Origin of the sequence: Streptomyces sp. NPDC032472 (genome assembly GCF_040636955.1) — a bacterium.
Lineage (GTDB): Bacteria > Actinomycetota > Actinomycetes > Streptomycetales > Streptomycetaceae > Streptomyces.
Window position 1 is genome coordinate 56651 of the sequence record NZ_JBEZVK010000014.1, and the last position, 26145, is coordinate 82795.

Annotated in this window: 21 protein-coding genes and 1 riboswitch; of the genes, 11 read left to right on the top strand and 10 right to left on the bottom strand. The window is 75.0% G+C overall.

Annotation, left to right across the window (positions count from 1 at the left end; genetic code table 11):
- Positions 1-75: 75 nt before the first annotated feature.
- Positions 76-1209 (bottom strand): hypothetical protein, encoded by a 1134-nt coding sequence (locus AB0F11_RS11690; RefSeq protein ID WP_362170985.1) that lies wholly within the window; start codon positions 1207-1209, stop codon positions 76-78.
- A 388-nt stretch (positions 1210-1597) separates the two neighbouring features.
- Here AB0F11_RS11690 and AB0F11_RS11695 point away from each other — a divergent pair, with 388 nt between their 5' ends.
- The 7 genes from AB0F11_RS11695 to AB0F11_RS11725 all read left to right on the top strand — a co-directional run bounded on the left by AB0F11_RS11695 (position 1598) and on the right by AB0F11_RS11725 (position 10659).
- Positions 1598-2896: an inorganic phosphate transporter gene (locus AB0F11_RS11695; RefSeq protein WP_362170988.1), complete on the top strand. Its 1299-nt coding sequence runs from the start codon at positions 1598-1600 to the stop codon at positions 2894-2896.
- Positions 2897-2924: 28 nt separating this feature from the next.
- Entirely contained in the window at positions 2925-3146 is a 222-nt protein-coding gene (locus AB0F11_RS11700; RefSeq protein WP_362170991.1) for a hypothetical protein, read from the top strand.
- Between the two features lie 220 nt (positions 3147-3366).
- Positions 3367-3451, top strand: a riboswitch (cobalamin riboswitch).
- Between the two features lie 58 nt (positions 3452-3509).
- Positions 3510-4478, top strand: a complete 969-nt coding sequence (locus AB0F11_RS11705) for a cobalamin biosynthesis protein (RefSeq protein WP_362170994.1) — start codon at positions 3510-3512, stop codon at positions 4476-4478.
- A gap of 17 nt (positions 4479-4495) precedes the next feature.
- The gene (locus AB0F11_RS11710; RefSeq protein ID WP_362170997.1) at positions 4496-6025 is read left to right on the top strand and encodes a cobyric acid synthase; all 1530 of its coding nucleotides are present in this window, start codon (positions 4496-4498) and stop codon (positions 6023-6025) included.
- A 430-nt stretch (positions 6026-6455) separates the two neighbouring features.
- Positions 6456-8618, top strand: coding sequence for a putative cobaltochelatase (locus AB0F11_RS11715; RefSeq protein ID WP_362171000.1), 2163 nt, complete (start codon positions 6456-6458; stop codon positions 8616-8618).
- On the top strand, positions 8618-9217 hold the full coding sequence (gene cobO / locus AB0F11_RS11720) for a cob(I)yrinic acid a,c-diamide adenosyltransferase (protein ID WP_362171003.1): 600 nt from the start codon (positions 8618-8620) through the stop codon (positions 9215-9217). Before AB0F11_RS11715 ends, cobO begins: the two co-directional genes overlap by 1 nt.
- Positions 9211-10659 (top strand): cobyrinate a,c-diamide synthase, encoded by a 1449-nt coding sequence (locus AB0F11_RS11725; RefSeq protein WP_362171006.1) that lies wholly within the window; start codon positions 9211-9213, stop codon positions 10657-10659. Before cobO ends, AB0F11_RS11725 begins: the two co-directional genes overlap by 7 nt.
- A gap of 77 nt (positions 10660-10736) precedes the next feature.
- Here the strand turns inward: AB0F11_RS11725 and AB0F11_RS11730 are convergent, their stop codons facing one another.
- Complete coding sequence (locus tag AB0F11_RS11730; RefSeq protein ID WP_362171009.1) at positions 10737-11486, bottom strand: ZIP family metal transporter; 750 nt, start codon at positions 11484-11486, stop codon at positions 10737-10739.
- Positions 11487-11572: 86 nt separating this feature from the next.
- On the opposite strand from AB0F11_RS11730, the gene cobC reads away from it, so the two are divergent.
- The 3 genes from cobC (at position 11573) to AB0F11_RS11745 (ending at position 16500) form a co-directional block, all read left to right on the top strand.
- A complete protein-coding gene (gene cobC / locus AB0F11_RS11735; RefSeq protein ID WP_362171012.1) occupies positions 11573-13039 on the top strand; it encodes an Rv2231c family pyridoxal phosphate-dependent protein CobC in 1467 nt (488 codons plus the stop codon).
- A gap of 129 nt (positions 13040-13168) precedes the next feature.
- Positions 13169-14806, top strand: coding sequence for a protein kinase (locus AB0F11_RS11740; RefSeq protein WP_362171206.1), 1638 nt, complete (start codon positions 13169-13171; stop codon positions 14804-14806).
- 461 nt (positions 14807-15267) lie between these two features.
- The gene (locus AB0F11_RS11745) at positions 15268-16500 is read left to right on the top strand and encodes a CapA family protein (protein WP_362171015.1); all 1233 of its coding nucleotides are present in this window, start codon (positions 15268-15270) and stop codon (positions 16498-16500) included.
- 26 nt (positions 16501-16526) lie between these two features.
- Here AB0F11_RS11745 and AB0F11_RS11750 read toward each other — a convergent pair whose 3' ends face one another.
- Together AB0F11_RS11750 and AB0F11_RS11755 are read right to left on the bottom strand one after the other, a co-directional pair.
- Complete coding sequence (locus AB0F11_RS11750; protein WP_362171018.1) at positions 16527-17459, bottom strand: SCO1860 family LAETG-anchored protein; 933 nt, start codon at positions 17457-17459, stop codon at positions 16527-16529.
- Positions 17460-17803: 344 nt separating this feature from the next.
- Entirely contained in the window at positions 17804-18892 is a 1089-nt protein-coding gene (locus AB0F11_RS11755) for an amidohydrolase family protein (RefSeq protein WP_361902308.1), read from the bottom strand.
- A 66-nt stretch (positions 18893-18958) separates the two neighbouring features.
- Here AB0F11_RS11755 and AB0F11_RS11760 point away from each other — a divergent pair, with 66 nt between their 5' ends.
- Positions 18959-20047 carry an aminotransferase class V-fold PLP-dependent enzyme gene (locus AB0F11_RS11760; RefSeq protein WP_362171022.1) on the top strand — a complete coding sequence of 363 codons (1089 nt, stop codon included), beginning with the start codon at positions 18959-18961 and terminating at the stop codon, positions 20045-20047.
- Between the two features lie 122 nt (positions 20048-20169).
- Here the strand turns inward: AB0F11_RS11760 and AB0F11_RS11765 are convergent, their stop codons facing one another.
- From AB0F11_RS11765 to AB0F11_RS11790, 6 genes are all read right to left on the bottom strand, one after another.
- Positions 20170-20877: a DsbA family oxidoreductase gene (locus AB0F11_RS11765; protein WP_362171025.1), complete on the bottom strand. Its 708-nt coding sequence runs from the start codon at positions 20875-20877 to the stop codon at positions 20170-20172.
- Between the two features lie 90 nt (positions 20878-20967).
- Positions 20968-21459: a GNAT family N-acetyltransferase gene (locus AB0F11_RS11770; RefSeq protein ID WP_362171028.1), complete on the bottom strand. Its 492-nt coding sequence runs from the start codon at positions 21457-21459 to the stop codon at positions 20968-20970.
- Between the two features lie 64 nt (positions 21460-21523).
- The gene (locus tag AB0F11_RS11775) at positions 21524-22972 is read right to left on the bottom strand and encodes a penicillin-binding protein 2 (RefSeq protein WP_362171031.1); all 1449 of its coding nucleotides are present in this window, start codon (positions 22970-22972) and stop codon (positions 21524-21526) included.
- A gap of 62 nt (positions 22973-23034) precedes the next feature.
- Entirely contained in the window at positions 23035-23697 is a 663-nt protein-coding gene (locus tag AB0F11_RS11780; RefSeq protein WP_362171034.1) for a response regulator transcription factor, read from the bottom strand.
- Positions 23694-25019, bottom strand: coding sequence for a histidine kinase (locus AB0F11_RS11785; protein WP_362171209.1), 1326 nt, complete (start codon positions 25017-25019; stop codon positions 23694-23696). The genes AB0F11_RS11780 and AB0F11_RS11785 overlap by 4 nt, the downstream gene beginning before the upstream one ends.
- 55 nt (positions 25020-25074) lie before the next feature.
- The gene (locus tag AB0F11_RS11790; protein ID WP_362171037.1) at positions 25075-26097 is read right to left on the bottom strand and encodes a hypothetical protein; all 1023 of its coding nucleotides are present in this window, start codon (positions 26095-26097) and stop codon (positions 25075-25077) included.
- Positions 26098-26145 lie beyond the last annotated feature (48 nt).

Below are 26145 nucleotides of genomic sequence, written 5' to 3' on the forward strand. Positions count from 1 at the left end.
TCAGCGGCCGACGAAGGGAGATATCGGGGCATAGCTCGCCCCCTGCCCCAGTGTGCACACGGAGTTCACACCAGTTCACATCAGGGGGGTGAGGAAGCGGCGCAGCGCTTCCTCGTACCCCTCCGGGTCGGCGTTCCACATCGCCCCGTGCGGGGCGTCGCGGACGGTCTTCAGCGTGACGAGGTCGGGCCGGGCGGCGGCGAACCGGCGCGAGGGCTCCCAGGGCGCGATCGCGTCGTCGGGGCCGTGGAAGACCAGCACGGGGACGCGCAGGGCGCCGGGGTCCGCACCCGGTGCCGCCCGGTCGGCGGCCCGCAGCCCGGCGCGCCCCTCGGCGGCGCGCACGGCGAGCGGCAGCAGCGCGGACGGGGTGCGGCGGGCGGCGGCGAGCGCGCGCAGGGTGGTGTGCCAGTCGAGGACCGGCGAGTCGAGCACCAGCCCGCCGATCCGGCCGGCGAGGGCGGAGCGCTCGGCGGCGTGCAGGGCCATGGCGGCGCCGGTGGACCAGCCGTGCAGGACGACGCGGCGGGCGCCGTAGCGCAGGGCGTAGCGGATGGCGGCGTCCACGTCGCGCCACTCGGACTCGCCGAGGTGGCCGAGGCCGTCCGGCGAGGCGGGGGCGCCGAGGTCGCCGCGGTAGGCGAGGGCGAGGACGGGCAGCTTCAGGCGGTGGAGGAGGGGCATGACCACCATCGCGTGCTCGCGGCCGGCGCCGAGCCCGTGCACGGCGATCACCCAGGTGTCGCGGGCGCCGGGCAGGAACCAGGCGGGCAGCTCGCCGAGCTCCCCGGGGATGTCCACGTCGGCGTGGTCGAGCCCGAGGGCGGAGCCCGGGTCGCCGAGGTGGACCTGGGGGGTCAGGACGACCCGGGTGCCGGGCTCGAGGCTGCCGTGGGTGACGGCGAGGAGGCGGCGCACGACGGTGTCGGGGTCGTGGGCGGCGCCGTCGAGGACGGGCCCGACGACGGCGTGCACCCCCGGCGCGGCGAGTCCGTACGTGCCGGGGCGCAGGGAGGCCAGGGAGCGGGTCAGCGCGATCCGGCCGGGGGCGGTGGAGTGGACGCTGAGCCGCGGCGTGCCGGGCAGCGGGCGCCCCGGCTCGGGCCGCAGGGCGGCGTCCGCGGCGTACCGGCCCGCGGCGACGGCTGCCGCGCCGGCACCGACGAGGGTGGTCGCGACGGCCGCGGCCGTCGCTGTGGCGGTGCGCACCGCTCCAGTGTCGGGGTACGAGCGCCGTGGGGCCATTCGGGGGCGGGCGGCACGGCCGGCGGCACGGTCGGGGAGGGGGCAAGCGGAATCCGCGCCGGGACGGCGGGAAGCGGTCCGCCGGAGGGGCTCCCGAGCATGATCGAAAAAGGGTGATGTGGATCACTTTCCCGCCGCCGCCGAGGGGTCCGGCCGGGCGCCGCTGCGACCCGAACCAGCGCGTTCACCCGGCCCTGACGTGCATTAATCCCTGCATCACCGGCAAAATCGGGAGGAAGGTCCCGCCGTGGAGCCGTACTCGTACATCGCTCCGCCCGTGTCAGTTCATCTTCCGTTCACCCAGGTTGCCTACGGTCGGCGAGCCACTGACGCCAAACAGAAGCCTGGGTAAATGGAGCACATAACGCTTCTCCTCGGGATCGTGATCATCACCGCTCTCGTGTTCGACTTCACGAACGGTTTCCACGACACAGCCAACGCGATGGCGACCACCATCTCGACCGGCGCCCTCAAGCCCAAGACGGCGGTGGCCATGTCCGCCGTGCTCAACCTCGTCGGCGCGTTCATGTCCGTGGAGGTCGCCAAGACGATCTCCAAGGGCCTCGTCAACGAGACGGGCATCCAGCCCGAGGTGATCTTCGCCGCGCTCGTCGGCGCGATCCTCTGGAACCTGGTCACCTGGCTGGTCGGACTCCCCTCCAGCTCCTCCCACGCCCTGATGGGCGGTCTGATCGGTGCCGCGGTCGCCTCCGCCGGCATCGGGGCCGTCAACGGCAGCGTCGTCGTCACCAAGGTGCTCATCCCCGCCGTCGCCGCGCCGATCGTGGCCGGCGTGGCCTCGATGCTGGCCGCGCGCGTCACGTACAAGCTCGGCGGCCGGATCGGCGAGAAGACCTCCGCGAAGGGCTACCGCGCCGGTCAGATCGCCTCGGCGGGCCTGGTCTCCCTGGCGCACGGCACCAACGACGCGCAGAAGACCATGGGCATCATCACGCTGGCGCTCGTCGCCGGCGGCGCCCTGGAGTCCGGCGCGAACCCGCCGGTCTGGGTCATCGTCTCCGCCGGCACGGCCATCGCGCTCGGCACCTACCTGGGCGGCTGGCGCATCATCCGCACCATGGGCAGCGGCCTGACCGACCTCCAGCCGCAGCAGGGCTTCGCCGCCCAGACCTCGGCCGCGAGCGTCATCCTGGCCTCCTCCAACCTCGGCTTCTCCCTCTCCACCACCCACGCCTGCTCCGGCGCGGTGATGGGTGCGGGCCTGGGCCGCAAGGGCGGTGTGGTCCGCTGGTCCACCGCCACCCGCATGTTCGTGGCGTGGGGCCTGACCCTGCCGGCCGCCGCCCTGGTCTCCGCTGGCGCCGAGCTGATCATGCGCACCGGCAACGTCGGCATCGCCGCCGTCACGGTCTTCCTCGTCGGCTCCTGCGTGGCCATCTGGCTGGTCTCGCGCCGCCAGGTCGTCGACCACCACAACGTCAACGACGCGCAGCCGGCCGCCGCCTCCGCGGCCGCCGAGGAGCCGGGTGTCGTCACCACGGCCATGGCCGCCGTCACCGTCCCGCCGACCGCGGGTGCGGCCGCCGCCGCTGCCGCCGGTACGACCGCCGCCGTGACGGACGAGGACCTCAAGGCCACCATCCCGGCGGCCGCCCCGACGACCCCTGCGGCCCCGGCCGCCGCGGTCTGATCCCGCGAACGACAGAGGAATCCGCAGCATGAAGATCGACTGGGCAGCCCTCGGCTCCGTCTTCGGGGTCAGCCTCTCCGCCACCGTCGCCCTCGTGGCCCTGTTCACCCTGGGCCTGGTGGGCCTGTCGAAGCACGAGGCCGCCACCGAGCAGGGCGGCACCGCCGCCCTGGCCCGCAGCGGCGCGTACGCCTGCTTCGCGGTCGTCGCGGCAGCCGTGGCGTACGGGATCTACCTGATCGTCAGCTGACCGGCACGCCCCCGCTGCTCGCGGGGACCTGACGACAGCACGCCAGAGCTCCCCCCGGATCCTTCCGGGGGGAGCTCTGCCATGACCGCAGCCATGCGCACAGCCTCCTTGCCCACGGCCTGCCACGGCCGGCTCGCGGGCCGCCGCGACGCAGGTCAACGGCGAGTTGACGGGCGTTCGCGGTGCGTGGTGGACTGCCCGAGCCAATACGGCGGCATGGAGAGGAAGTCCGGTGCGATTCCGGCGCGGTCCCGCCACTGTCACCGGGGCGCACGCGGCGCGTGCGGCCCGGGAGCCAGGAACTCTCGCCGCCGGACACGTCGAACCAGGGCGCGGACCCTGAGTGAGGACATACCTGCAACCATGCGTGCCGATCGCGTCTTCGCGTACGGCGCCACGGTGGGCCTGATCGGCGACCGGATCCTCGGTGATCCGCGCCGTGGACACCCCGTGGCCGCCTTCGGACGGGCCGCCGCCGCCGTCGAACGCGCCCTGTGGCGCGACGACCGCGCCCGCGGCGTCCTGCACACCCTCGTCTGCGCCGGGGGCGCGGCCGCCGTCGGCGCGCTGGGCGCCCGCGCCGTGCGCTCCCGGAACGCTGCCGCCCGTATCGCTCTGACCGCCGCAGCCACCTGGGCCGTCGTCGGCGGCACCTCCCTGGGCCGCGAGGCCCGCGCCATCGGGGGGGCACTTGCCGCCGGGGACGAAGAGGTGGCTCGCGAGCGGCTGCCGCACCTGTGCGGGCGCGACCCGCAGGCCCTGGACGGGCAGCAGATGGCCCGGGCCGTCGTGGAGTCCGTGGCCGAGAACACCTCCGACGCGGTGGTGGGCGCCCTCGTGTGGGGCGCCGCCGGCGGCGTCCCCGGGCTGCTGGCCTTCCGCGCGATCAACACCCTCGACGCGATGGTCGGCCACAAGTCCCCCCGCCACCTGCGCTACGGCTGGGCCTCCGCCCGCCTCGACGACCTCGCGGGCTGGCCGGGCGCCCGGCTGACCGCCCTGGCCGCCGTGGTGGCCGGGCCCGACCGGCGCGGGGCCGTACGGGCCTGGCGCGCCGACGCCGCCGCCCACCCGAGCCCCAACGCCGGGCCGGTGGAGGCCTCCTTCGCCGGGGCGCTCGGCGTGCGGCTGGGCGGCACCCTCTCGTACGGCGGGCGCGTCGAGCACCGCGCCGTGCTCAACGGCGCGGCGGGGCGGCCGGTGGAGGTCGCGGACATCGAACGGGCCGTGCAGCTGTCGCAGCGGGTGACGTGGCTGGCCCTGGGAGCGTGCGTGGCACTGCGGTGTGCGGTGTCGCGGTGGTCGGCGGCGTCGCGGAAGGGGCGGGCGTGAGCGGGGGCGGTAGCGGTATGCGCGGGAGGCAGACGGGCGGACTCGCGGGGGGACTCCTCGTCGCGGGCACGACCTCGGACGCCGGCAAGAGCGTGGTCACGGCCGGCATCTGCCGGTGGCTGGCCCGCCAGGGCGTGAAGGTGGCGCCGTTCAAGGCGCAGAACATGTCCCTCAACTCGTTCGTGACGCGCGAGGGCGCCGAGATCGGGCGGGCACAGGCCATGCAGGCCCAGGCCGCCGGCGTGGAGCCGACCGCGCTGATGAACCCGGTCCTGCTCAAGCCCGGCAGTGACCGCAGCAGCCAGGTGGTGCTGCTGGGCAAGCCGGTGGGCGAGATGAGCGCCCGCGGCTACCACGGCGGACGGCAGGAGCAGCTGCTCGGCGTCGTCACGGACTGTCTGGAGCAGCTGCGGGGCACGTATGACGCCGTGATCTGCGAGGGGGCGGGCAGTCCGGCCGAGATCAACCTGCGCCGGACCGACATCGTGAACATGGGCATCGCGCGGGCCGCGCGGTTCCCGGTGGTCGTGGTCGGCGACATCGACCGCGGCGGCGTCTTCGCCTCGTTCTTCGGGACGACGGCGCTGCTGTCGCCCGAGGACCAGTCGCTGATCGCCGGCTACCTGGTGAACAAGTTCCGCGGGGACGTCTCCCTGCTGGAGCCGGGCATGGAGATGCTGCGGTCGCTGACCGGCCGGGCCACGTACGGGGTGCTGCCCTACCGGCACGGGCTGGGCATCGACGAGGAGGACGGCCTGCGGGTCTCCCTGCGGGGCGCGGTGCGCGAGTCGGTGGTGGCGCCGCCGCTCGGCGAGGACGTGCTGCGGGTCGCGGTGTGCGCGGTGCCGCTGATGTCGAACTTCACCGATGTGGATGCGCTGGCGGCGGAGCCGGGCGTGATCGTGCGGTTCGTGGACCGGCCCGAGGAGCTGGCGGACGCCGACCTGGCGGTGGTGCCGGGGACCCGCGGCACGGTGAAGGCCCTGGAGTGGCTGCGCGAGCGGGGCCTGGCGGACGCGCTGGCCCGGCGGGCCGCGGAGGGGCGACCGGTCCTGGGGATCTGCGGCGGGTTCCAGGCGCTGGGCGAGCGGATCGAGGACGAGGTCGAGTCGAAGGCGGGCGTGGTGGACGGGCTCGGCCTGCTGCCGGTGCGGATCCGCTTCGACCGGTTGAAGACGCTGGCCCGGCCGACCGGATCCGCGCTCGGCGAGCCGGTCGCCGGGTACGAGATCCACCACGGCGTGGCGGAGGTCCTGGGCGGCGACCCCTTCCTGGACGGCTGCCGGGTCGGCTCCGTCTGGGGCACGCACTGGCACGGCTCCCTGGAGTCGGACGGGTTCCGCCGCGCGTTCCTGCGGGAGGTGGCGCGGGGCGCGGGGCGGCGGTTCGTCCCGTCGCCCGACACCTCGTTCTCCGCCCTGCGGGAGGAGCAGCTGGACGTCCTGGGCGACCTGATCGAGGAGCATGCGGACACCGCGGCGCTGCTCCGCCTGATCGAAAAGGGCGCCCCCACCGGGCTGCCGTTCCTGCCCCCGGGTGCCCCGTGAGGGCCGCCCTGCGGGCAGCCGGCCCCACCCCGCCCCTTCCCGAAACCGGGACCTGCGCCCCCGGCCCCCGCCACTGCGCTCAAACGCCGCGCGGGCTGAAGGTTCCCGATTCGCACGCTCCGCGCCCGGGCACGCAAACGGCGCACGCCCGGCACAACCAGCCCCGCCGGCGTTTGAGGCGCGTTCCCCGGGGCGGAGCCCCGGGGAACGGGGGAAGGGCGGGGCGGGGAGAAGCTCCGCGCAGCGGCACCCGCGCCCCCGCGTACGCCGACCCCCGCATGCGCGGGGAGCACGGAGGCGGGCAACGCACGGGCACGCCGCCCCACCCGGGACCACCCCCGCGCGAGCGGGGAGCACTCTCCAACTCCCGCACCATGGGAGCGCGTCGGCGGGCGCGTCGACACAAGCCACTCGAAGGAGCGATCGGTACATGAGCAGCGCCCCCTTCCCTTTCACAGCCGTGGTCGGTCAGGACGACCTGCGCCTGGCCCTGCTTCTCAACGCCGTGAGCCCGGCGGTCGGCGGCGTGCTCGTACGCGGCGAGAAGGGGACCGCCAAGTCCACCGCCGTGCGCGCACTCTCCGCCCTGCTCCCGCAGGTCGACGTCGTCCCCGGCTGCCGGTTCAGCTGTGCGCCCGCCGCCCCGGATCCGGCCTGCCCGGACGGCCCGCACGAGCCGGGCCCCGGGACCGCGCGCCCCGCCCGCATGGTCGAACTGCCCGTCGGCGCCTCGGAGGACCGCCTCGTCGGCGCACTCGACATCGAGCGGGCCCTGGCGGACGGCGTGAAGGCCTTCGAGCCGGGCCTGCTCGCCGACGCGCACCGCGGCATCCTCTACGTCGACGAGGTCAACCTCCTCCACGACCACCTCATCGACCTCCTGCTGGACGCGGCCGCGATGGGCGCCTCGTACGTGGAGCGCGAGGGCGTCTCGGTGCGGCACGCCGCCCGCTTCCTGCTCGTCGGCACCATGAACCCCGAGGAGGGCGAGCTGCGCCCGCAGCTGCTCGACCGGTTCGGGCTGACCGTGGAGGTCGCGGCCTCCCGCGAGCCGGAGCAGCGCGTCGAGGTGGTGCGCCGCCGCCTCGCGTACGAGGACGACCCGGCCGGCTTCGCGAGCCGCTGGGCCGGCGACGAGGCCGAGGTCCGGGCCCGCGTCGTGGCCGCCCGGGCCCTGCTGCCGCAGGTCCGCCTGGGCGACACCGCCCTGCTGCAGATCGCGGCGACCTGCGCCGGCTTCGAGGTGGACGGCATGCGCGCCGACATCGTGATGGCCCGCACCGCGACCGCGCTGGCCGCCTGGGCCGGGCGGACCTCCGTGCGCAAGGAGGACGTGCGCCAGGCCGCGCTGCTGGCGCTCCCCCACCGGCGCCGGCGCAACCCCTTCGATGCGCCGGGCCTCGACGAGGACAAGCTCGACGAGATCCTCGACGGCTTCCCCGACGACGAGCCGGAGCCCGACCCGGGCCCGGAGCCGGAGGGTCCGGACGACGGCGGCCCCGGCGACGACGGGCCCGACGGGGACGGCGGCGGGGTTCCCCCGCAGGGCGCCAGCCCCGAGGAGGACCGGGCACCAGAGGCTCCCGAACCCGGGGAACTCCAGCCGGAGGAGCCCCAGCCCGCCGAGGCCCCGCAGCCCGCCGGCCAGGGCGCCGGCGCGCCCGAGCAGGCCCCCGTACGGGCCGCGGAGCCGTTCCGGACGAAGATGCTCAGCGTGCCGGGACTCGGCGAGGGCGCGGCGGGCCGCCGCTCCCGCGCCCGCACCGCGCACGGCCGCACCACCGGCGCCCAGCGCCCCCGCGGCCAGCTGACGAAGCTGCACCTGGCGGCGACCGTGCAGGCGGCCGCCCCGCACCAGAAGGCGCGCGGCCGCACCGGCCGCGGCCTGGTGGTCCGCAAGGACGACCTGCGCCAGGCCACCCGGGAGGGCCGCGAGGGCAACCTCGTCCTCTTCGTGGTCGACGCCTCCGGCTCGATGGCCGCGCGCCAGCGCATGGGTGCGGTCAAGGGGGCGGTCCTGTCGCTGCTGCTGGACGCCTACCAGCGCCGCGACAAGGTCGGCCTGATCACCTTCCGCGGCTCCGGCGCCGAACTCGCGCTGCCGCCCACCTCCTCGGTGGACGCGGCCGCGGCCCGGCTGGAGCGGCTGCCGACCGGCGGCCGCACCCCGCTCGCCGCGGGTCTGCTCAAGGCCCACGAGGTGCTGCGGATCGAGCGGCTGCGGGACCCGAGCCGCCGGCCGCTGCTCGTGGTCGTCACCGACGGCCGCGCCACCTCGGCCGGCGGCCTCGGCTCCGGCTCGGGCTCCGGCTCCGGCTCCGCCTCCGGCAGCCCCGGCGGCGACGCCCGCGAGCTCGCGGCGCGCAGCGCCCGGCTGCTGGCGGCCGGAGGCGTCGCCTCGGTGGTCGTGGACTGCGAGTCCGGCCCGGTCCGCCTCGGCCTGGCCGGGCGGCTGGCCGCCGACCTCGGCGGCCCGGCGGTCACGCTCGACGGGCTCCGGGCGGATGCGCTCGCCGGGCTCGTGAAGAACGTACGTACCTCGGTGGCGTCCCCGGCGTCACCCTCACCGCACACCCCCAGGAGGGCCGCGTAATGCCGCAGGGAAAGCCGACCGTCGTTCCCGACGACGGACTCACCACCCGCCAGCGCCGCAACCGCCCGCTCGTCTTCGTCCACACGGGGCCGGGCAAGGGCAAGTCGACGGCCGCGTTCGGCCTGGCGCTGCGCGCCTGGAACCAGGGCTGGCCGATCGGGGTGTTCCAGTTCGTCAAGTCGGCGAAGTGGAAGGTCGGCGAGGAGAACGCCCTGAAGGTGCTGGGCGCCTCCGGCGAGGGCGGCCCGGTCGTCTGGCACAAGATGGGCGAGGGCTGGTCCTGGGTCCAGCGCGACGCGCAGCTCGACAACGAGCAGGCCGCCAAGGAGGGCTGGGAGCAGGTCAAGCGCGACCTGGCCGCCGAGACGCACCGGCTGTACGTGCTGGACGAGTTCGCGTACCCGATGCACTGGGGCTGGATCGACGTCGACGAGGTCATCGAGGTGCTCCGCAACCGCCCCGGCACCCAGCACGTGGTGATCACGGGCCGCAACGCGCCGGAGAAGCTGGTGGAGTTCGCGGACCTCGTCACCGAGATGACGAAGGTCAAGCACCCCATGGACGCCGGCCAGAAGGGCCAGAAGGGCATCGAGTGGTGAAGTCCACGCCGCACCCGCTCGCCGTGCCGCGCCTGGTGATCGCCGCGCCCTCCTCCGGCAGCGGCAAGACCACCGTCGCGACGGGCCTGATGGCGGCCTTCGCGGGGCGCGGCCTGGCCGTGTCCCCGCACAAGGCCGGGCCCGACTACATCGACCCCGGCTACCACGCGCTGGCGACGGGTCGGCCCGGACGGAACCTGGACGCGTTCATGTGCGGGCCGGAGCTGGTCGGGCCGCTGTTCGCGCACGGGGCGGCCGGTTGCGACCTCGCCGTCGTCGAGGGCGTGATGGGCCTGTACGACGGGGCCGCGGGCCGCGGTGAGCTGGCGTCGACCGCGCAGGTCGCGAAACTGCTGCGGGCGCCGGTGGTGCTCGTCGTGGACGCCTCCTCGCAGTCCCGGTCGGTGGCGGCGCTGGTGCACGGCTTCGCGTCGTTCGACCCGCAGGTGCGCCTCGGCGGCGTGATCCTGAACAAGGTCGGCTCGGACCGGCACGAGGCGATGCTGCGGGAGGCGCTGGAGGAGGCCGGGATGCCGGTCCTCGGCGTCCTGCGCCGCGTCCCGCAGGTGGAGGCGCCGTCGCGGCACCTGGGCCTGGTCCCGGTGGCGGAGCGGCGGGCGGACGCGGTGGCCTCCGTCGCGGCGCTGGCCGAGCAGGTCCGGGCCGGCTGTGACCTGGAGGCGCTGCTGGCGCTGGCCCGGTCGGCGCCGCCGCTGGACTGTGCGGTCTGGTCGGCGGAGCAGGCGCTGGCGGATGCGCGGGAGTGGGCGGATGCGGTACTTCCGGGCCGGGATGCCGGGCCGGCCGCCGCCGCTGCCGCCGCGTCGGCCGCCGGCCGGCCCGTCGTGGCCGTCGCAGGCGGGGCCGCGTTCACGTTCTCGTACGCCGAGCACGCGGAGCTGCTCACCGCCGCCGGAGCCGACGTCGTCCCCTTCGACCCGCTGCGGGACGAGGCCCTGCCCGAGGGCACGGCCGGCCTGGTCATCGGCGGCGGCTTCCCCGAGGTGTACGCCCCGGAGCTGTCCGCCAACGAGCCGCTGCGCAAGGCCGTCGCGGACTTCGCCGCGGCGGGCGGGCCGGTGGCCGCCGAATGCGCCGGGCTGCTGTACCTCGCGCGCTCGCTCGACGGCAAGCCCATGTGCGGGGTGCTGGACGCGGACGCCCGGATGTCGCAGCGCCTGACCCTCGGCTACCGCGAGGCCGTCGCGGTGTCGGACAGCTCCCTCGCCGCGGCCGGAACCCGGCTGCGCGGGCACGAGTTCCACCGGACGGTGGTCGAGCCGGGCGCCGGCGCCACCCCCGCCTGGGGGTTCACGCACCCCGAGCGGCGCGTCGAGGGCTTCGTCCGGCAGGGTGTGCACGCCAGCTACCTGCACACGCACTGGGCGGCGGAACCCTCCGTGGCCCGGCGCTTCGCGGCAGCGGCGGCGGCGCACCGGTGACGCCGACTCCGCTGACGCCCGTACCGGATGCCTGGGCTCCGCCGGCCTGGGCTCCGGCAGCCCGGGCTCCGGCGCCCTCAGTCCGCGAGGCCCACCACGAGCCAGATCCCGGCCACCCCGCCCACCGTGCACATCAGCGTGGACAGGGCGGGGTGCCGGTGGTGCGCCTCGGGCAGGATCTCGGCGGCCGCCAGGTACAGCAGGACCCCGCCGAAGAACCCGAGGTACGCCCCGAGCGGTTCCTCCGGAAGGGTGAACAGCGTCGTGGAGGCCGCGCCCACCACCGGGGCGACGGCGTCCGCGAACAGCATCCACAGCGCCCGCCGGCGGGCGTTGCCGTACAGGCGGGTGAGCGTGTACGTGTTGAACCCGTCGGCGAAGTCGTGCGTGACCACGGCCAGCGCCACGGTCAGCCCCATCCCGCCGCCCACCTGGAACGCCGCGCCCAGCGCGACGCCGTCGGCGACGCTGTGGCCGACCATCGCCGCGGCCGCGGCCAGCCCGATCCGGGGGACGCGGCCGCCGTTCACGGCCCCGTTCCCGCCGCCGTTCTCGGCGCCGTGCGCGGCCTGGCGTACGGCGAGCAGGCGCTCGGCGACGTGCGCGACGAGGAACCCGGCCACGAACAGCAGCAGGGCGAGCGGCACCCCGAACACCGGGCGGCCCGCCGCCCGCAGCGACTCCGGCAGCAGGTCGAGGCCCACCACGCCGAGCATCAGGCCGCCGGCCAGGCCCAGCACCAGGTGGCGGCGGTCTGTGACGCGCTGCGCCGTCCACCCGCCCGCCAGGGTCATCAGGAACGCGCCCAGCGCCACGATCACGGCCATGTGCCCCTGAATACCGACTGTCGGCCGCGCATGCACGTGTGCGCGCGGGCGGCGGCGCACGCACGATTGACGACTACGGAGGGGCCATGAACCCGGCGGACGACCACGCGACGCAGCCCTGCGCGACGCCCACGGATGCCTACGCGACCCGGCTGGTGGTCGGGGTGGGCGGACGGGCCGGGGTGTCCGTGGCGGAGGTCTGCGCCCTGGTCGAGGAGACGCTGCGCGGGGCCGGACTGGCCGCGGGCGCGGTGAAGGCGCTGGCCACGGTGGAGTCGAAGGCCTGCGAGGCGGGGATCGCCGGCGCGGCGGAACGTTTCGGCGTGCCCCTGCTCAGCTACCCCGCCGACCGGCTGGCCGGCATCGAGGTGCCGCACCCCTCCGAGGCGGCCCGGCAGGCCGCCGGCACCTCCTCGGTCGCGGAGGCCGCGGCGCTCGCCACCGGCGGCGAACTCCTCGTACCGAAGCGGCGGTCGGTCGCGGCCACCTGCGCGGTGGCGACGGCGCAGCCGCACGACCTGCGCCACCACGGCGACGCGGAGGTGCGGGGCGACGGCGGGACACTGGTCGACCTCGCGGTCAACGTACGGGCGCACACGCCCCCGGACTGGCTCAAGCAGCGCATCGCGGCTTCGCTCGACGTGCTCTCGGCATACCCCGACGGGCGCGCGGCTCGCGCGGCGGTGGCGGATCGGCACGGGCTGCCGGCCGAGCGGGTGCTGTTGACGGCCGGGGCGGCGGAGGCGTTCGTGCTGATCGCGCGGGCCCTGGGCGCGCAGCGGCCGGCGGTGGTGCACCCGCAGTTCACCGAGCCGGAGGCCGCGCTGCGGGACGCGGGGCACCGGGTGGAGCGGGTGGTGCTGCGGGCGGCGGACGGGTTCCGGCTGGACCCGGCGGCCGTGCCGGAGGAGGCGGACCTGGTGGTGGTCGGCAACCCCACCAACCCGACGTCCGTCCTGCACCCGGCGGCGACGCTGGCCGCGCTCGCCCGCCCGGGCCGGATCCTGGTCGTGGACGAGGCCTTCATGGACGCCGTCCCGGGCGAACGGGAGGCGCTGGCCGGGCGGACCGACATCCCGGGGCTGGTGGTGCTGCGGAGCCTGACGAAGACGTGGGGGCTGGCAGGGCTGCGGATCGGCTACGTGCTCGCAGAACCGGAGGTCATCGCGAAGCTGGAGGCGGCGCAGCCGCTGTGGCCGGTGTCCACGCCGGCGTTGGTGGCGGCGGAGGCGTGCGTCGCGCCCGCGGCGCTGGCGGAGGCGGAGGCCGCGGCGCGGCAGATCGCGGTGGACCGCGAACACCTCCTCGCGGGCCTGGCCGAGTTCGAGGAGATCTCGGTGACGGGCCCGGCCGAGGCCCCCTTCGTCCTGATCCGCATCGACAACGCAGCGGCGATCCGAACCCACCTGCGGAACCTCGGGTTCGCGGTCCGCCGCGGGGACACCTTCCCCGGCCTGGACGACTCCTGGCTCCGCCTGGCCGTCCGTGACCGCACCACCACGGGCCGCCTCCTCCAGGCCCTGGACCACGCCCTGGCCCTCACCGCGCGCTAGTACCGCGGCGGGAGGGGACGCTGAGGAACCGTCAGGGGCGGGTGAAAGCCTGTCGTGACCATGCCCTTACCCTTGGGCAGCGGCAGGCCGTCGACGAACGGCCGTGAAGGAACGGAGCGGGCGGTGCCGGTGCCATCGGAGCAGGCGAACGACGGAGACCTGGTCGGCAGGGCACTCGGGGGGCGCTACCGGGTCACCGAGGTGGTCGGCCGCGGCGGCATGGGCGTGGTCGCCCGGGCGGTCGACGAGGTGCTGAACCGGGAGGTCGCCGTCAAACTGCTGCGCGCCTACACCGACGCCGGCGCCGCCGAACGGGCCGACCTGCGGACCCGGATGCAGCGCGAGGCACAGGCCGCCGCGCGCATCCGGCACGCCGGCGTGGTCACCGTGCACGACGTGACCGAGGAGCAGGGCCTGCCGGTCATCGTGATGGAGCTCGTCGACGGACCCTCGCTCGACCGCGTCGTGGCCGAGCGGGGCGCGCTGGACCCGTCCGAGGCCGCCGCCCTCGGCGCCAAGCTGATGGACGCGCTCGACGCCGCGCACCGGGCCGGTGTCCTGCACCGGGACGTGAAGCCGGGGAACGTGCTGCTGGAGCGCGGGGGCCGGGTCGTGCTCACCGACTTCGGCATCGCCAGCATGCAGGCCTCCGGCGACGAGGAGGAGGAGCTGGCGAAGCTGACCCGCAGCGGCCAGATCGTCGGCTCGCTCGACTACCTGCCGCCGGAGCGCGCCCAGGGCCTGGAGCCCGGGCCCGCCTCGGACATCTGGTCCCTGGGGATGACCCTGTACGCGGCGGTGGAGGGCGTCTCGCCGTTCCGCCGGACCTCCGTGTGGTCGACGCTGTCCGCCATCATCGCCGAACCGCTGCCCGCGCCCCGGCGGGCGGGGGCGCTCGGGCCGGTGCTGGCCGCGCTGATGGCGAAGGAGCCGGAGCGGCGGCCCACCGCCGAGCAGGCGCGCGCGATGCTGGAACGGGTGGCCTCCGGCGCCGCCGTCACGCCGCCTGTGCCGTCGGCTCCGGTCGCCGTCACGCCCACCCCTACGGCGCCGGTCGCCGCCGGGGTGCCTGGCGCCGTGACTCCCGCCGGGCCCGTCGCCGGGCCGCCGCCCGGCTTCGGCCCGCCGCCCCACGTTCCGGCTCCGGCTCCGGCTCCCTACCCCGGATTCCCCCCGCAGGGCGGGCCGTCGGAGCAACCGCCTGCCGCCGCCCCGTCGCGGCGCCGCGGCCGGGTCGCGATCGCCGTGGCGGTGGTCGCCGTACTCGCCGCGGGAGGGGCCGCGTACGCCGTGACCCGCGGGGGCGGCGGGGACAAGCCCCAGGCGTCGGTGACCGCGCCCACGGCCGCCCCCGAACCGCAGACCTCCGGCCCGAGCCCTTCCCCCTCCGGGTCCCGGGCCAAGCCGTCCGCCAGCACCTCGAAGACGCCGGGCACGGCATCGCCCTCCCCGAAGGCGTCCTCGGCCTCCCCGGCCGCCGCCACGCCGGGCCCCGTACCGACGGGCTGCGCCGGCTGGACGCACAAGGACCCGAAGCCGGGCACGTACGGCTACATCTCCGGCGACCACCACCTGCTGGCGGCGCCGTACCAGCAGTGTGCCGCCGGTGCGCTGGTCAAGAACGGCACGAAGCTCTGGTACCACTGTTATGTCGTCAACCAGTACGGCAACCAGTGGACATACGTCCGGGTGGACGGCACGAACACCACCGGGTGGCTGTACAACCGCGACCTCACGGGCCAGAAGGGCTCATCCCCCGCCTGCTAGCCCGGGCGGGCGGGGCCCGCTGCGCGGTGCCTGTCCCCTCCCCGCCCCTTCCCGAAACCGGGGGCTCCGCCCCCGGACCCTCCCCCAGCTACCGCTGGGGGGACCCCCAGCGCCTCAAACACCGGAGGGGCTGAATTTTGCCGCTGCGCGGCAAATCCAGCCCGCGCGGCGTTTGAGCGCACCGGGCGCGAAGCGCACGGAACCGGGTCCGGGCAGAGCCCGCCACGCGGCGGAGCCGCACATCCGGCACAGCGGGAAGGGGCGGGGTGGGGAAACGACTCCGCGCAGCGGCAGCGGCAGCGGCAGCGGCAGCGGCCGGCCGGCCGGGCCCGGGCCTCGGCGGGGGCGGCCGCAGGGCGCTGACCTGCGGTGAGGCCGAGCGGAGGCTCCGCCTCCAATGGCATCGCGCGCCCCCTTCCGCCATGATCCCCCCATCGGCACCACACCCAGGGGGGACCACCATGAAGAAGACCGCCAAGATAGCCGCGGCAGCAGCGGCCCTGGCGGTGGCGGGCGGCGGCGCACTCTACGCCGCCCTCCCCACCGCCCACCCGACCGCCACCACCGACCAACGGCTCGCCGCCAAGCAGAAGCCCGGCAAGGAGAGCCCCACCGCCCCGGCGGGCGCCCGCCCGTTCACGCTCCTGGCGACGGGCGACACCATCCCGTACCCGTCGATCATCCAGCAGGCCGCGGACGACGCGAAGGGCTCCGGCTCCGCGGACCAGAGCCACGACTTCCGGAAGATACTCGCGGGCGTCAAGCCCCTGGTGGCCGCCGCCGACCTGGCGATATGCCACCACGAGATACCGTACGGCCGGCCCGGCGGCCCCTACACCGGGTACCCGGCCTTCAAGGCCCCGCACCAGCTGGCCGACGCCCTGAAGGACGCCGGCTACGACAGCTGCTCGACCGGCTCGAACCACACCCTGGACGACGGCTACGACGGGCTCGTCCGCACCCTGGACCACCTCGACCGGGTCGGCCTGAAGCACGTCGGCTCGGCCCGCAGCGCCGACGAGGCCAAGGCGCCGGCCGTGCTGTCCGCAGGCGGCGCGAAGGTCGCCCAGCTGGACTACACGTACGGCACGAACGGCATCCCGCTCCCGTCCGGCAAGCCGTGGTCCGTCAACCTGATCGACCAGAACCGGATCATCGCCGACGCCCGCGCGGCGCGCGCGGCCGGCGCGCACGTGGTGGTGCTGAGCGTCCACTGGGGCACCGAGTGGCAGACGGCCCCCGACCAGCAGCAGCGCGACCTCGCGCAGGCGCTGACCGCCTCCCGCGGCCCGGACGGCCTGCCCGACATCGACCTCATCATCGGTACGCACAACCATGTGCCGCAGCCCTACGAGAAGATCAACGGCACGTGGGTGGTCTTCGGCATGGGCGACCAGATCGCGAGCTTCTACGAGACCGAGAAGCTGCGCGGCAACATGTCGTCCATCCCGCGGTTCACCTTCACCCCGTCATCGGCGCACCCGGGCCGCTGGGAGGTGTCCAAGGCCGAGTACCTGACCTCGTTCTCGGACCGGGGCGCTCCGTTCCGCGTGGTGTGCACCTCCTGTGCGGCCGGGGACGGCGGACTCGGCTCCGCCAAGCGGACCGAGTACGCCGCCGTCGACAAGCAGGTCACCGAGGCCGTGCTGTCGCGCGGCGCGGACAAGCAGGGACTGGTGCACGCCACGCGCTGAGCCCGGCCCCGTGAGGACCCCGGCCGCTACGAGGCCCGGCCGCGCCGGGTCACGACGAGTGCGCCCCCGCCGAGGCCGAGCAGGACCAGGGCGCCGCCCGCGACGTACGGGGTGAGCGAACCGCTGCCGGTCTCGGCGAGGCCGGGGCCGTCGTGGGCGAGGACGGCCCCGGTCCCGGAGGCGCCCGTCTGCGGCTTGATGTCGGACCCGGCGGCGGGGTTCGGGGAGGCGGGCGGCCCGGCCGGGGACTCGCAGTGCGCCTCGGCGAGGACGACCTCGCCCTCGACCTGCGCCACGTTCAGGTCCAGCGGGTTCACGGAGACCTTCAGCCGGAGCGCGGCCGCCGCGGCCGTGGTGGAGGTGGTCTGGGTACCGGAGAGTTCCAGGCTGACCCGGCCCACCTTCGGGATGTCGACCGTGGTGGGGCCGCCCGCGGAGAGGGTGACCTTCTTGCCGAGGACGGTGACCGTGCCCAGCACGTCGGAGGTGGCGACCGGCTTCTTGCCCGCCTCGCACACGGCCTTGGAGGTGACCTTCTCCACCTCGACGAGGGAGAGCGCGGGCAGGCCCGGCACGTGCACCCGGGCGTGGGCGAGGTTGGCCTCGGCCGTGGCACGGCTGCGGTCGGCGGTGGCCTTGGAGGTGGCCACGTCGGCGCGCAGCACGCTCACCGGCTGCCCGCCCTCGACCCCGTCCAGGGCCACCGTCAGCGCGGTCTTCTCGGCCGTCGCCGGGGCGCTGACCTCGTTGAGGGTGGTCTTCAGCGGGATGTGGACGGCCTTGTTGAGCAGGCCCACGTCCAGTCCGGCGCGCAGGACGACGGCGCCGGACCGGCCCTCGCCCCCCGCGGCAGCGGTGCCGGCGGCGCCCGTGGCGTGGGCGGCCGGGGCGGTGAGCAGCGCGACCGCTCCCGTGGCGAGCAGGGCGGCAGCGGGCATGCGGAAGGTGTTGCGGTTCAAGGTGGTGGAACCCCCGGGGAGTTGGGAGCCGCCGCGCAGCCAATGGGGGACATCGCGCGCCGACGGCGTGTTACCCGGGGAATTTTTTACGCACGGAGAGTGAACGGACAGCCACCTGAGGTGAGTTCATCCCAACGGGTGGTTTCCATGTACACGTTCGAATCTTGACGCCTCATGAGGCACGGGAGTTCTTTTTCGCCACAGGAGTGGGCGGATGGGAGGCGCCGATCGGGCATGCACAACGCCCGTCGGCGCCTTCACGTCACGCCGCGTCAATCCGATCTGTCAACCCGTCAACCCGTCAGCCCGTCAGCCCGTCAGCCCGTCAGCCCGCCAACGTGCACTCACGCCCTGACCGTGCCGTTCACGACCACCCGCAGCGGCTGCGCCAGCGCCCGTACGTCGGCCCGCGGGTCGGTGCCGTACACGACGAGGTCCGCGGGGGCGCCCTCGGTCAGACCGGGCCTTCCCAGCCACGCGCGCGCCGCCCACGTCGTCGCCGACAGGGCGTCCAGCGGCGGGATCCCGGCCCGCACCAGCTCCGCGACCTCGTCGGCGACCAGGCCGTGCGGCAGCGAGCCGCCCGCGTCCGTGCCGACGTAGACGCCGATGCCCGCGTCCCAGGCGGCCCGGACGGTGTCGTAGCGGCGCTCGTGCAGCCGGCGCATGTGCGCGGACCAGCGCGGGAACTTGGTCTCGCCGCCCGCCGCGAGCTTCGGGAACGTCGCGATGTTCACCAGCGTCGGGACGATCGCGACCCCGCGCTCCGCGAACAGCGGGATGGTGTCCTCGGTCAGCCCGGTGGCGTGCTCGATGCAGTCGATGCCCGCCTCCACCAGGTCGCGCAGCGAGTCCTCGGCGAAGCAGTGCGCGGTCACGCGGGCGCCCAGCCGGTGCGCCTCGGCGATGGCCGCCTCGACCTCGGCGCGCGGCCAGCAGGCCGTCAGGTCGCCGGCGTCGCGGTCGATCCAGTCCCCCACCAGCTTCACCCAGCCGTCGCCGCGCTGCGCCTCCCGCCCGACGTACGCGACGAGGTCGGCCGGCTCGATCTCGTGGGCGTAGTTGCGGATGTAGCGGCGGGTGCGGGCGATGTGCCGGCCCGCGCGGATGATCTTCGGGAGGTCCTCGCGGTCGTCGATCCAGCGGGTGTCGGAGGGGGACCCGGCGTCGCGGATGAGCAGGGTGCCGGCGTCGCGGTCGGTGAGGGCCTGCCGCTCCGCGGTCGCGGCGTCGACCGGGCCGTGGGCGTCCAGCCCCACGTGGCAGTGGGCGTCGACCAGGCCGGGCAGGACCCAACCGGACACGGTCGTGGTCTCGCGGGCGCCGGTCGGGCGCTCGTAGGAGATCCGGCCGCCGACCACCCAGAGCTCGTCGCGCACGTCGTCGGGTCCGACGAGTACACGTCCCTTCACATGCAGCACGTCATCGGTCATGCCCGCACTGTACGTGCGCGCTCGATAGGCTCTCCGGGTAGCCCCGGACGAAGAGAGAGCTCCCCCGTGACCCACCCCCTGCTGGACCTTCCGCCGCTCACCGCGGAGCGCTTCGCGACGATCGAGCAGGGGGTCGCGGACCTGCTGCGTACCCGGCAGGACGTGGTGATCACCCAGGGCGAGGCGCTGCTGCCGCTGGAGGGGTGCATCCGCTCGGGGGCCCGGCCGGGCTCGACCGCGCTGAACGTCGTCACCGGCCCGTACGGGACCACGTTCGGCAACTGGCTGCGCGACTGCGGGGCGAGCGTGGTGGACCTGGCGGTGCCCTTCGACACCGCGGTCGGCGCGGAGGCGGTCGCCCGGGCACTGGAGGAGCACCCGGAGATCGACTTCGTGTCGCTGGTGCACGCGGAGGCGGCGACCGGCAACACGAACCCGGTCGCGGAGATCGGCGAGGTGGTACGGGCCCACGGGGCGCTGTTCATGCTGGACGCGGTGGCGTCGGTGGCCGCGGAGCCGCTGCTCCCGGACGCGTGGGGCGTCGACCTGTGCGTGATCGGCGCGCAGAAGGCGATGGGCGGCCCGGCCGGGGTCTCGGCGGTGTCGGTCTCGGAGCGGGCGTGGGAGCGGTTCGCCAAGAACCCGGCCGCGCCGCGCCGCTCGTACCTGTCGCTGCTGGACTGGAAGGAGCGCTGGATCGACGGCGGGCGCCGGTCGCTGCTGCACGCCCCGGCGCAGCTGGAGATGCTCGCGCTCGAGGCGTGCCTGGACCGGATCGCGGCCGAGGGCCTGGACGCGGTGACGGCCCGGCACGCGGCCGCCGCGGCGGCGACCCGGGCGGGCGCGGTGGCGCTGGGCCTGGCCCCGTACGTGGGGCGGCCCGCCGAGGCGGCGCCGGTGGCCACGACGCTGCGCGTGCCGGACGCCTCGTTGGTGGTGGCCAAGGCCCTGGCCGCCGACCCGTCGGCCCCGCTCGCGGCGGGCGGCGGCGCGCTGGCCGGGGAGATGGTCCGGGTCAACCACTACGGCCCGGACGCCTCGCAGGCCGCGGTCCGCTCCGCCCTTACGGCGCTGGCTGCAGCCCTGTCGGCGGAGCCGGCCGAGGCCGTCGCCGCCGCGGAATCGGCCTGGCAGTCGTCCGTGCAGCAGGCCTGAGGGCCGAACCGGCCGCGCAGGACGGGCTGGCCCAGCGGCTCCCGCCCGGCCGCGGCTGCGCCCTCCGGTGGGCCGGGCCCGGGTGCACCGGGACGGGCCCGCCGCCCGGGCCCGCCGGCCCGCTACGCCTGCGGGACCGCGCAGGCGCCGTCCGGGTCGCAGGCCTCGGCCGTGGGCTGCGGTTCCTCGATCTCGCGGCCGGCCCAGGCCTGTTCCAGGGCACGGGTGAACACCTCGGCCGGCTGGCCGCCGGAGATGCCGTAGCGGCGGTCGAGGACGAAGAACGGCACGGCGTTGGCGCCAAGTTCGGCCGCCTCGCGCTCGTCGGCCCGTACCTGCGCGGCGTACGCCGAGTCGTCGGCGAGGACGGCGCGGGCCTCGGCCTCGTCGAGTCCGGCCTCGACGGCGAGCGCGAGCAGCACCTCGGGGTCGAAGACGGACCGCTCCTCGGCGAAGTTGGCGCGGAACGCGAGGTCGAGCAGCTCCTCCTGGCGGCCGCGGGCGGCGGCCAGGTGCAGCAGCCGGTGGATGTCGAAGGTGTTGCCGTGGTCGCGGCCGTCGGTGCGGTAGTCCAGGCCCTCGGAGCGGGCCGCGGCCGCGACGTGCTCCTCCATGCCGCGCGCCTCGTCGAGCGTGCGGCCGTACTTCTTGGCGAGCATCTCCAGGACCGGGGCGGTGACGCCCTTGGCGCTGTTCGGGTCGAGCTCGAAGGAGCGGAAGACGACCTCCACCTCGTCGCGGTGCGCGAACGCGGCCAGCCCCTTGGCGAAGCGGGCCTTGCCGATGTAGCACCAGGGGCAGGCGATGTCGCTCCAGATCTCGACGCGCATGTTCCTTCTTCTCTCCGGGTTCGGTGGACGACGACGCCGCCGCGACGCAGGGCCGCGGCGGTTTCACGTTCAACCACCTATCGGAGCGTCTCATTCCCCGGACGCAGGCGGGATCCTGAGCCAGAGCGTGAGGTGGGAGCCGGAGCGGGGCGCGGAGGGGTCCGGGAGCCAACCGTGGCGGGCGTAGAAGGCCTGGGCGCGCAGGTTGTGCTCGTAGACCTCCAGGCGGACCCGGTCGACGCCGGCCCGCCGCCAGGCGGCCAGGCAGGCGGCGTGCAGGGCGGCGCCGGTGCCGCGGCGCCAGTGGGCCGGGTCGACGTGGAGCTGGGTGAGCGTGGTCACGCCGTCGGCGGTGCGAAACGCGGCGACCCCGGTGAGCTCGCCGTCCTCCTCCGCGCACAGCACCCCGCCTTCGGCGGCGGCGCGGGCCACGGCGCGCGACCAGCCCTCCCGGGTCCGCGCGAGTTCGGCCGCGCCGGCATAGGCCTGTTCGGGGATGCGGCCCCGGTAGTAGGTGGCGCGCGCCCGGGTGTGGAGGGCGGCGATGTCATCGAGGTCTGCGGGTCTCGCGGTCCTGATCATGGGAAGGGAAACGCGCCGGGAACCTCGTTCGGTTCCCGGCGCGTCCAGGGCGCGGTGGGCATGGCTACTTCTTCAGCCACGCCTCCATCATCTTCTGCGCGATGGGGGCGGCCAGCCGGCCGCCGCCGATCTCGGACCGGTCGGTGTCCGAGTTCTCGATCATCACGGCGACCGCGATCTGCTTGTTGTTCATCTTCCCGTACGAGGTGAACCAGGCCAGCGGCGGAAGGCTGTTCTTCACGCCGCGCTGGGCCGTGCCGGTCTTGCCGCCGACCTCGGCGCCCGACACCTGCGCGGGCTTGCCGCCGCCCTCGGTGGCGACGGTCTTCATGGCGTCCCGCAGCATCGAGGCGGTCTTGGGGCTCAGGACCTGCTGGACCTTGGGGTTCTTGAAGCTCTCCAGGACGGTGCCGCCGGAGTCGGTGACCTCGGAGACCGAGTGCGGGGCGACGAGCTTGCCGTCGTTCTCGATCGCGGCCGTGACCATGGCGATCTGGAGCGGGGTCGCCTGCACGTCGAACTGGCCGATACCGGTCTGCGCGACCTGGTCGACCGACATCTTCTTCGACGGGTACTTGCTCGGCAGCCGCGTGGTCACCGGGGTCTCGACGTTCGCGTTGAAGCCAAGCTTCTCGGCCGTCGCGCGCATCTTGTCCTGGCCCAGCTTGGAGGCGAGTTCGGCGAAGACGTTGTTGCAGGACAGCCGCAGCGCCGTGCGCACCGAGACGTTGTTGCAGGCGGCCGAGCCGGCCTCGCTGGGCAGCAGGGTCTTGGTGCCCGGGATCGTGTACGGGTCCGGGGTGCCGGTCGGCGCGTCGATGTTGGTGACCAGCCCGTTCTCGATGGCCGCCGCCATGGTGACCAGCTTGAAGGTGGAGCCGGGCGCCTGCGGCTTGCGCAGCGCCACGTTCTCCATGGCCTTGCCGTTGTCGGCGGACAGCTCCTTCCAGGCCTCGCCGTCGTTGGCACCGGAGATACGGCCCGGGTCGAAGGACGGGTTGTTCACGATGGCGAGGATCTCGCCGGTCGCGGGGTTGATCGCGACGGCGGAGCCCTGCTTGCCCTGCAGCGCGTCGTACGCGGCCTTCTGGACGTCCTTGTCGATGGTGGTCAGGACGTTGCCCGGCGAGGCCCGCTTGTTCGTGATCATGTCCATCACGGTCTTCAGGCGGTCGTCGGAGCCGTTGAGGATCTTCTTGTAGACACCCTCCAGCATGCTCGTGCCGAACGCCTGCGAGCTGAAGCCGGTGACGGGCGCGTAGAGCTCACCGTTGGTATAGGTCCGCTTGTACCCGAAGTCCTTGCCGCCGGTCTTGACCGAGCCGGTGATCGCCTCCCCGCCCACGATGATGTTGCCCAGCGGGTTCTCGTACTGCCCGATGAGGTTCCGCCGGTTGTTCTCGTTGTCTGCGAGGGCCTTGCCTTGATACGCCTGCACCCATGTGACCCGCAGCAGCAGGGCGAGCACCAGGAGCAGGCAGAAGACCGACGCACGCCTGATCGTCTTGTTCATCTTCCGAAGAGACGATCGAAGGGGCCCGGGCGTTCCCCTCTGCCCCGATTGTGGCCGGGTTCTCAGCTTTTCCTCATGATGAACCCCCCTTCGTACGCGGCGATGACGGCCTGCGTGCGGTCGCGGGAGCCGGTTTTGGCCAGGACCGCGGCGACGTGCGTCTTGACGGTCTGGGGGCCGACGCCGAGGCGCTCGCTCATCTCGTGGTTCGACAGCCCGGTGGCCATCAGGCGCAGTACGTCGGCCTCCCGGTCGGTGAGCCGGGCCACCCAGGGCGCCGCCGGGCCGGCGGCGGCCGCGTGCGAGTCGGCCAGGGAGCGCACGGCCGCCGGGAAGAGCAGGCAGTCGCCGCGGGCGACCAGCCGCACCGCGCCGATCAGTTCGTCGGGGTCGGCCCGCTTCAGCAGGAACCCGGCGGCTCCGGCGCGCAGCGCGTCGTAGACGTAGGCGTCGTTCTCGAAGGTGGTGACGACCACGATCTTGGGCGGCTCCGCCATGGTGGCGAGGATCTGCTCGGTGGCCCGGATGCCGTCGATCTCCGGCATCCGGACGTCCATGAGCACCACGTCGGGCGCCAGCGAGCGGACCACGGACACGGCCTCGGCGCCGGTGGCGGCCTCGCCGACCACCTCCAGCCCGGGTTCGGCGTCGAGGATGACCCGCAGCGCGGTGCGCACCATCCGCTCGTCGTCGGCGAGGACGATGCGCAGCGGCGGCCGGCTCATCGGGCACCCGCCCCGAGCGGGAGGACGGCCCGCAGCCGCCACAGCCCCCGGTGCGGACCGGCCTCGACGCGGCCGCCGAGCAGGGCGGCCCGCTCGGCGGCGCCGTGCAGCCCGCGGCCCCCGGTGCTGCGGGCCGCCGGCCCGTCGCCGGTTCCGGGCGGATTGGTCATGGTGATCTCCAGTTCGCGGTGTGCGCTGCCCGTGCCGTCGGTCGTCTCCTGCACGGCGATCCGCAGCTCTACGGTCCCCGCGCCGTGGCGCAGGGCATTGCTCAGGCCCTCCTGGACGATCCGGTACGCCTCGCGGGAGGCGATCGCGGGTATCTGCGCCCAGTCCCCTGCGGGCCCGGGCTCCTGGTGGGCGGTGACGGTGGTGCCGGAGGCCCGGGTGCGGGCCAGCAGCCCGTCGAGGTCGGCGGCGAGGGTCGGGGCCGGCGCCGCGTCCGGCCGGCCCGGGTCCCCGTCCCGCAGCAGGCCCAGTACGGCGTCCAGCTCCCCCACGGTCCGCCGGGTGGTGTCCTCGATCGCGGCCAGCGCCTCCCGTACGAACGCGGGGTCGCTGTCGAGGACCCGCCGGGCCGCGACCGCCTGGAGGGTGACGGCGCTCAGCGCGTGCCCGACCGCGTCGTGCAGCTCCCGGGCCAGCCGGTTGCGCACGGCGAGGTCCGCGGCCCGCTCCTCGGCCGCGGCCAGCCGGTCCGCCGCCGTCGGCCCGAGCAGCCGGGGCGCCGCCCGGGCGAGCAGCACCCCCGCGCCGGCGGCGCACAGGACGAGCCCGGCCAGCATCCCGATCCCGAGGAAGGGCGCGGTGTAAGGCGACGCCAGGGCGCTCAACCAGACCGGCCCTTCCCGGACCCTCCGCAAGGAGCCGAAGAACGGCAGCGCGATCAGCACCACCGCCATGGGCGGCACCGCGAGGCTCATCCCGCTGACCGCCGCGCCGAGCCCGAGGTGCAGGGCCCACCAGGCGGCGGCCCTGCCCCGCGCCGCCCAGGACCGGGCCGGCCCCTCGGCCAGCAGTTCCCCCGGCACCCCGCACATCGCCCGCACGGCGGCCACCGACAGCGGCCGGACCGGCCCGAACACCGCGGTCAGCGCCGCGAGCGGCACCGACACCCCGTAGGCGATGAAGGTCAGCGGGGTCGAGGCCAGGGCGTTGACCCCCCCGGCGAGGACGCCGACCGCCACCTGCGTGAGCAGGAAGTACGGCATCAGCAGGGCCCCGCCGAGGATCAGGTGCACCCAGCGCAGCCGAGCCCGCGCCCCGAAGAGCCACCCCAGCGCCGGCCCCGTTCCCGGTTTTCGCTCCGGCTCTGTTCCGATCCGCACCCCATCCCCCTTTCCAAATGCGCCCGCTCCCGCCGGTCCGACTCCCCCGTCAGACCGCCGCGCGCCGTGCGGCGGCGAACCGGGCCAAAACCACGGCAATGAGGCATCCGGTGACCACCTGGCCAGCGTAGGTCAGGAAGATCACGACCGGGGTCCCGTCGCCCGACCCGAGGTCCGGTCCCAGCGCGGCCACCACCAGAAACAGCCCCCAGGCCAGCATCTCCGCCGCGCCGATCCACGCCAGGGCCAGCGGCCACCATGCCCGGCGCGCCCCGCCCCGGGCCAGCAGCAGCGCCCCCAGGCCTGCGAGCAGGGCGCACACCGCGTGGACGCCCGAGACCACACCTGTCTCCGCGGAGTACAGCGCCGCCCTCTCGGCGCCCAGCCCGGCACTGCCGCCGAAGGCCCAGTACAGGTGTATCGCACCCACCGCAGTGCCGAGCGCGGCCGCGGCTCCCGCCACCACCCCCGTGGGCAACGGGAGCCGCGTGCCCAGCACGCCCTGCCAGACCCGGCCCCAGCGCCGCCGCGCGTAGGGCACGAACAGCCCGGCCAGGGCGAGTCCTTGAATCGTGAAGCCGCCGTAGACCACCGTGAACACCCACGGGTCGAGGAAGGGCTCCCGGGCCGCCTCGACCGCCTCGCTCGCCCCCATGCCCAGCGCCCTGACCAGCATCTGACCGGGGAACGCGGTCATGATCGGGGTGAGCAGTCCGGTGGCCGTGAAGGCCGGCACAAGCAGCAGCCGGCCGGGCACCCGTCTGCCCCAGGGTCTGGTGAGCAGCAGGGCGAGCACGATCACCGCGGCGTCCATCGCCACGGTGACGGCATTGGCCACCGTGAGGAACAGCCCGCCCTTCAGCAGCACGCTGCCCTCGGGTATCCCGATGTGACTCCCCGACAGCCAGGCGGCCTTGAGGACCAGGTACGGCACCGTGGCGATGACGGCCACCGCCCGCAGGATCCGCTGCACCCGGCCCGGGCCGAGGTCGGACGCCGGGCCGTTCACCGGGCCGTGGGCCGGGGCCTTCACCGCGCTGTTCGTCTGCTGCACCGCTGCTCGTGTGGTCATGGCTCCACGATCCCGCCCCCACCGGCCCCGGCACCTCCCCCACGAAGG

Coding starts and splice junctions, on each gene's coding strand:
- AB0F11_RS11695 (WP_362170988.1), top strand. CDS start 1,598: ATGGAGCACATAACGCTTCTCCTCGGGATCGTGATCATCACCGCTCTC.
- AB0F11_RS11700 (WP_362170991.1), top strand. CDS start 2,925: ATGAAGATCGACTGGGCAGCCCTCGGCTCCGTCTTCGGGGTCAGCCTC.
- AB0F11_RS11705 (WP_362170994.1), top strand. CDS start 3,510: ATGCGTGCCGATCGCGTCTTCGCGTACGGCGCCACGGTGGGCCTGATC.
- AB0F11_RS11710 (WP_362170997.1), top strand. CDS start 4,496: ATGCGCGGGAGGCAGACGGGCGGACTCGCGGGGGGACTCCTCGTCGCG.
- AB0F11_RS11715 (WP_362171000.1), top strand. CDS start 6,456: ATGAGCAGCGCCCCCTTCCCTTTCACAGCCGTGGTCGGTCAGGACGAC.
- cobO (WP_362171003.1), top strand. CDS start 8,618: ATGCCGCAGGGAAAGCCGACCGTCGTTCCCGACGACGGACTCACCACC.
- AB0F11_RS11730 (WP_362171009.1), bottom strand. CDS start 11,486: ATGGCCGTGATCGTGGCGCTGGGCGCGTTCCTGATGACCCTGGCGGGC.
- cobC (WP_362171012.1), top strand. CDS start 11,573: ATGAACCCGGCGGACGACCACGCGACGCAGCCCTGCGCGACGCCCACG.
- AB0F11_RS11745 (WP_362171015.1), top strand. CDS start 15,268: ATGAAGAAGACCGCCAAGATAGCCGCGGCAGCAGCGGCCCTGGCGGTG.
- AB0F11_RS11755 (WP_361902308.1), bottom strand. CDS start 18,892: ATGACCGATGACGTGCTGCATGTGAAGGGACGTGTACTCGTCGGACCC.
- AB0F11_RS11765 (WP_362171025.1), bottom strand. CDS start 20,877: ATGCGCGTCGAGATCTGGAGCGACATCGCCTGCCCCTGGTGCTACATC.
- AB0F11_RS11770 (WP_362171028.1), bottom strand. CDS start 21,459: ATGATCAGGACCGCGAGACCCGCAGACCTCGATGACATCGCCGCCCTC.
- AB0F11_RS11775 (WP_362171031.1), bottom strand. CDS start 22,972: ATGAACAAGACGATCAGGCGTGCGTCGGTCTTCTGCCTGCTCCTGGTG.
- AB0F11_RS11780 (WP_362171034.1), bottom strand. CDS start 23,697: ATGAGCCGGCCGCCGCTGCGCATCGTCCTCGCCGACGACGAGCGGATG.
- AB0F11_RS11790 (WP_362171037.1), bottom strand. CDS start 26,097: ATGACCACACGAGCAGCGGTGCAGCAGACGAACAGCGCGGTGAAGGCC.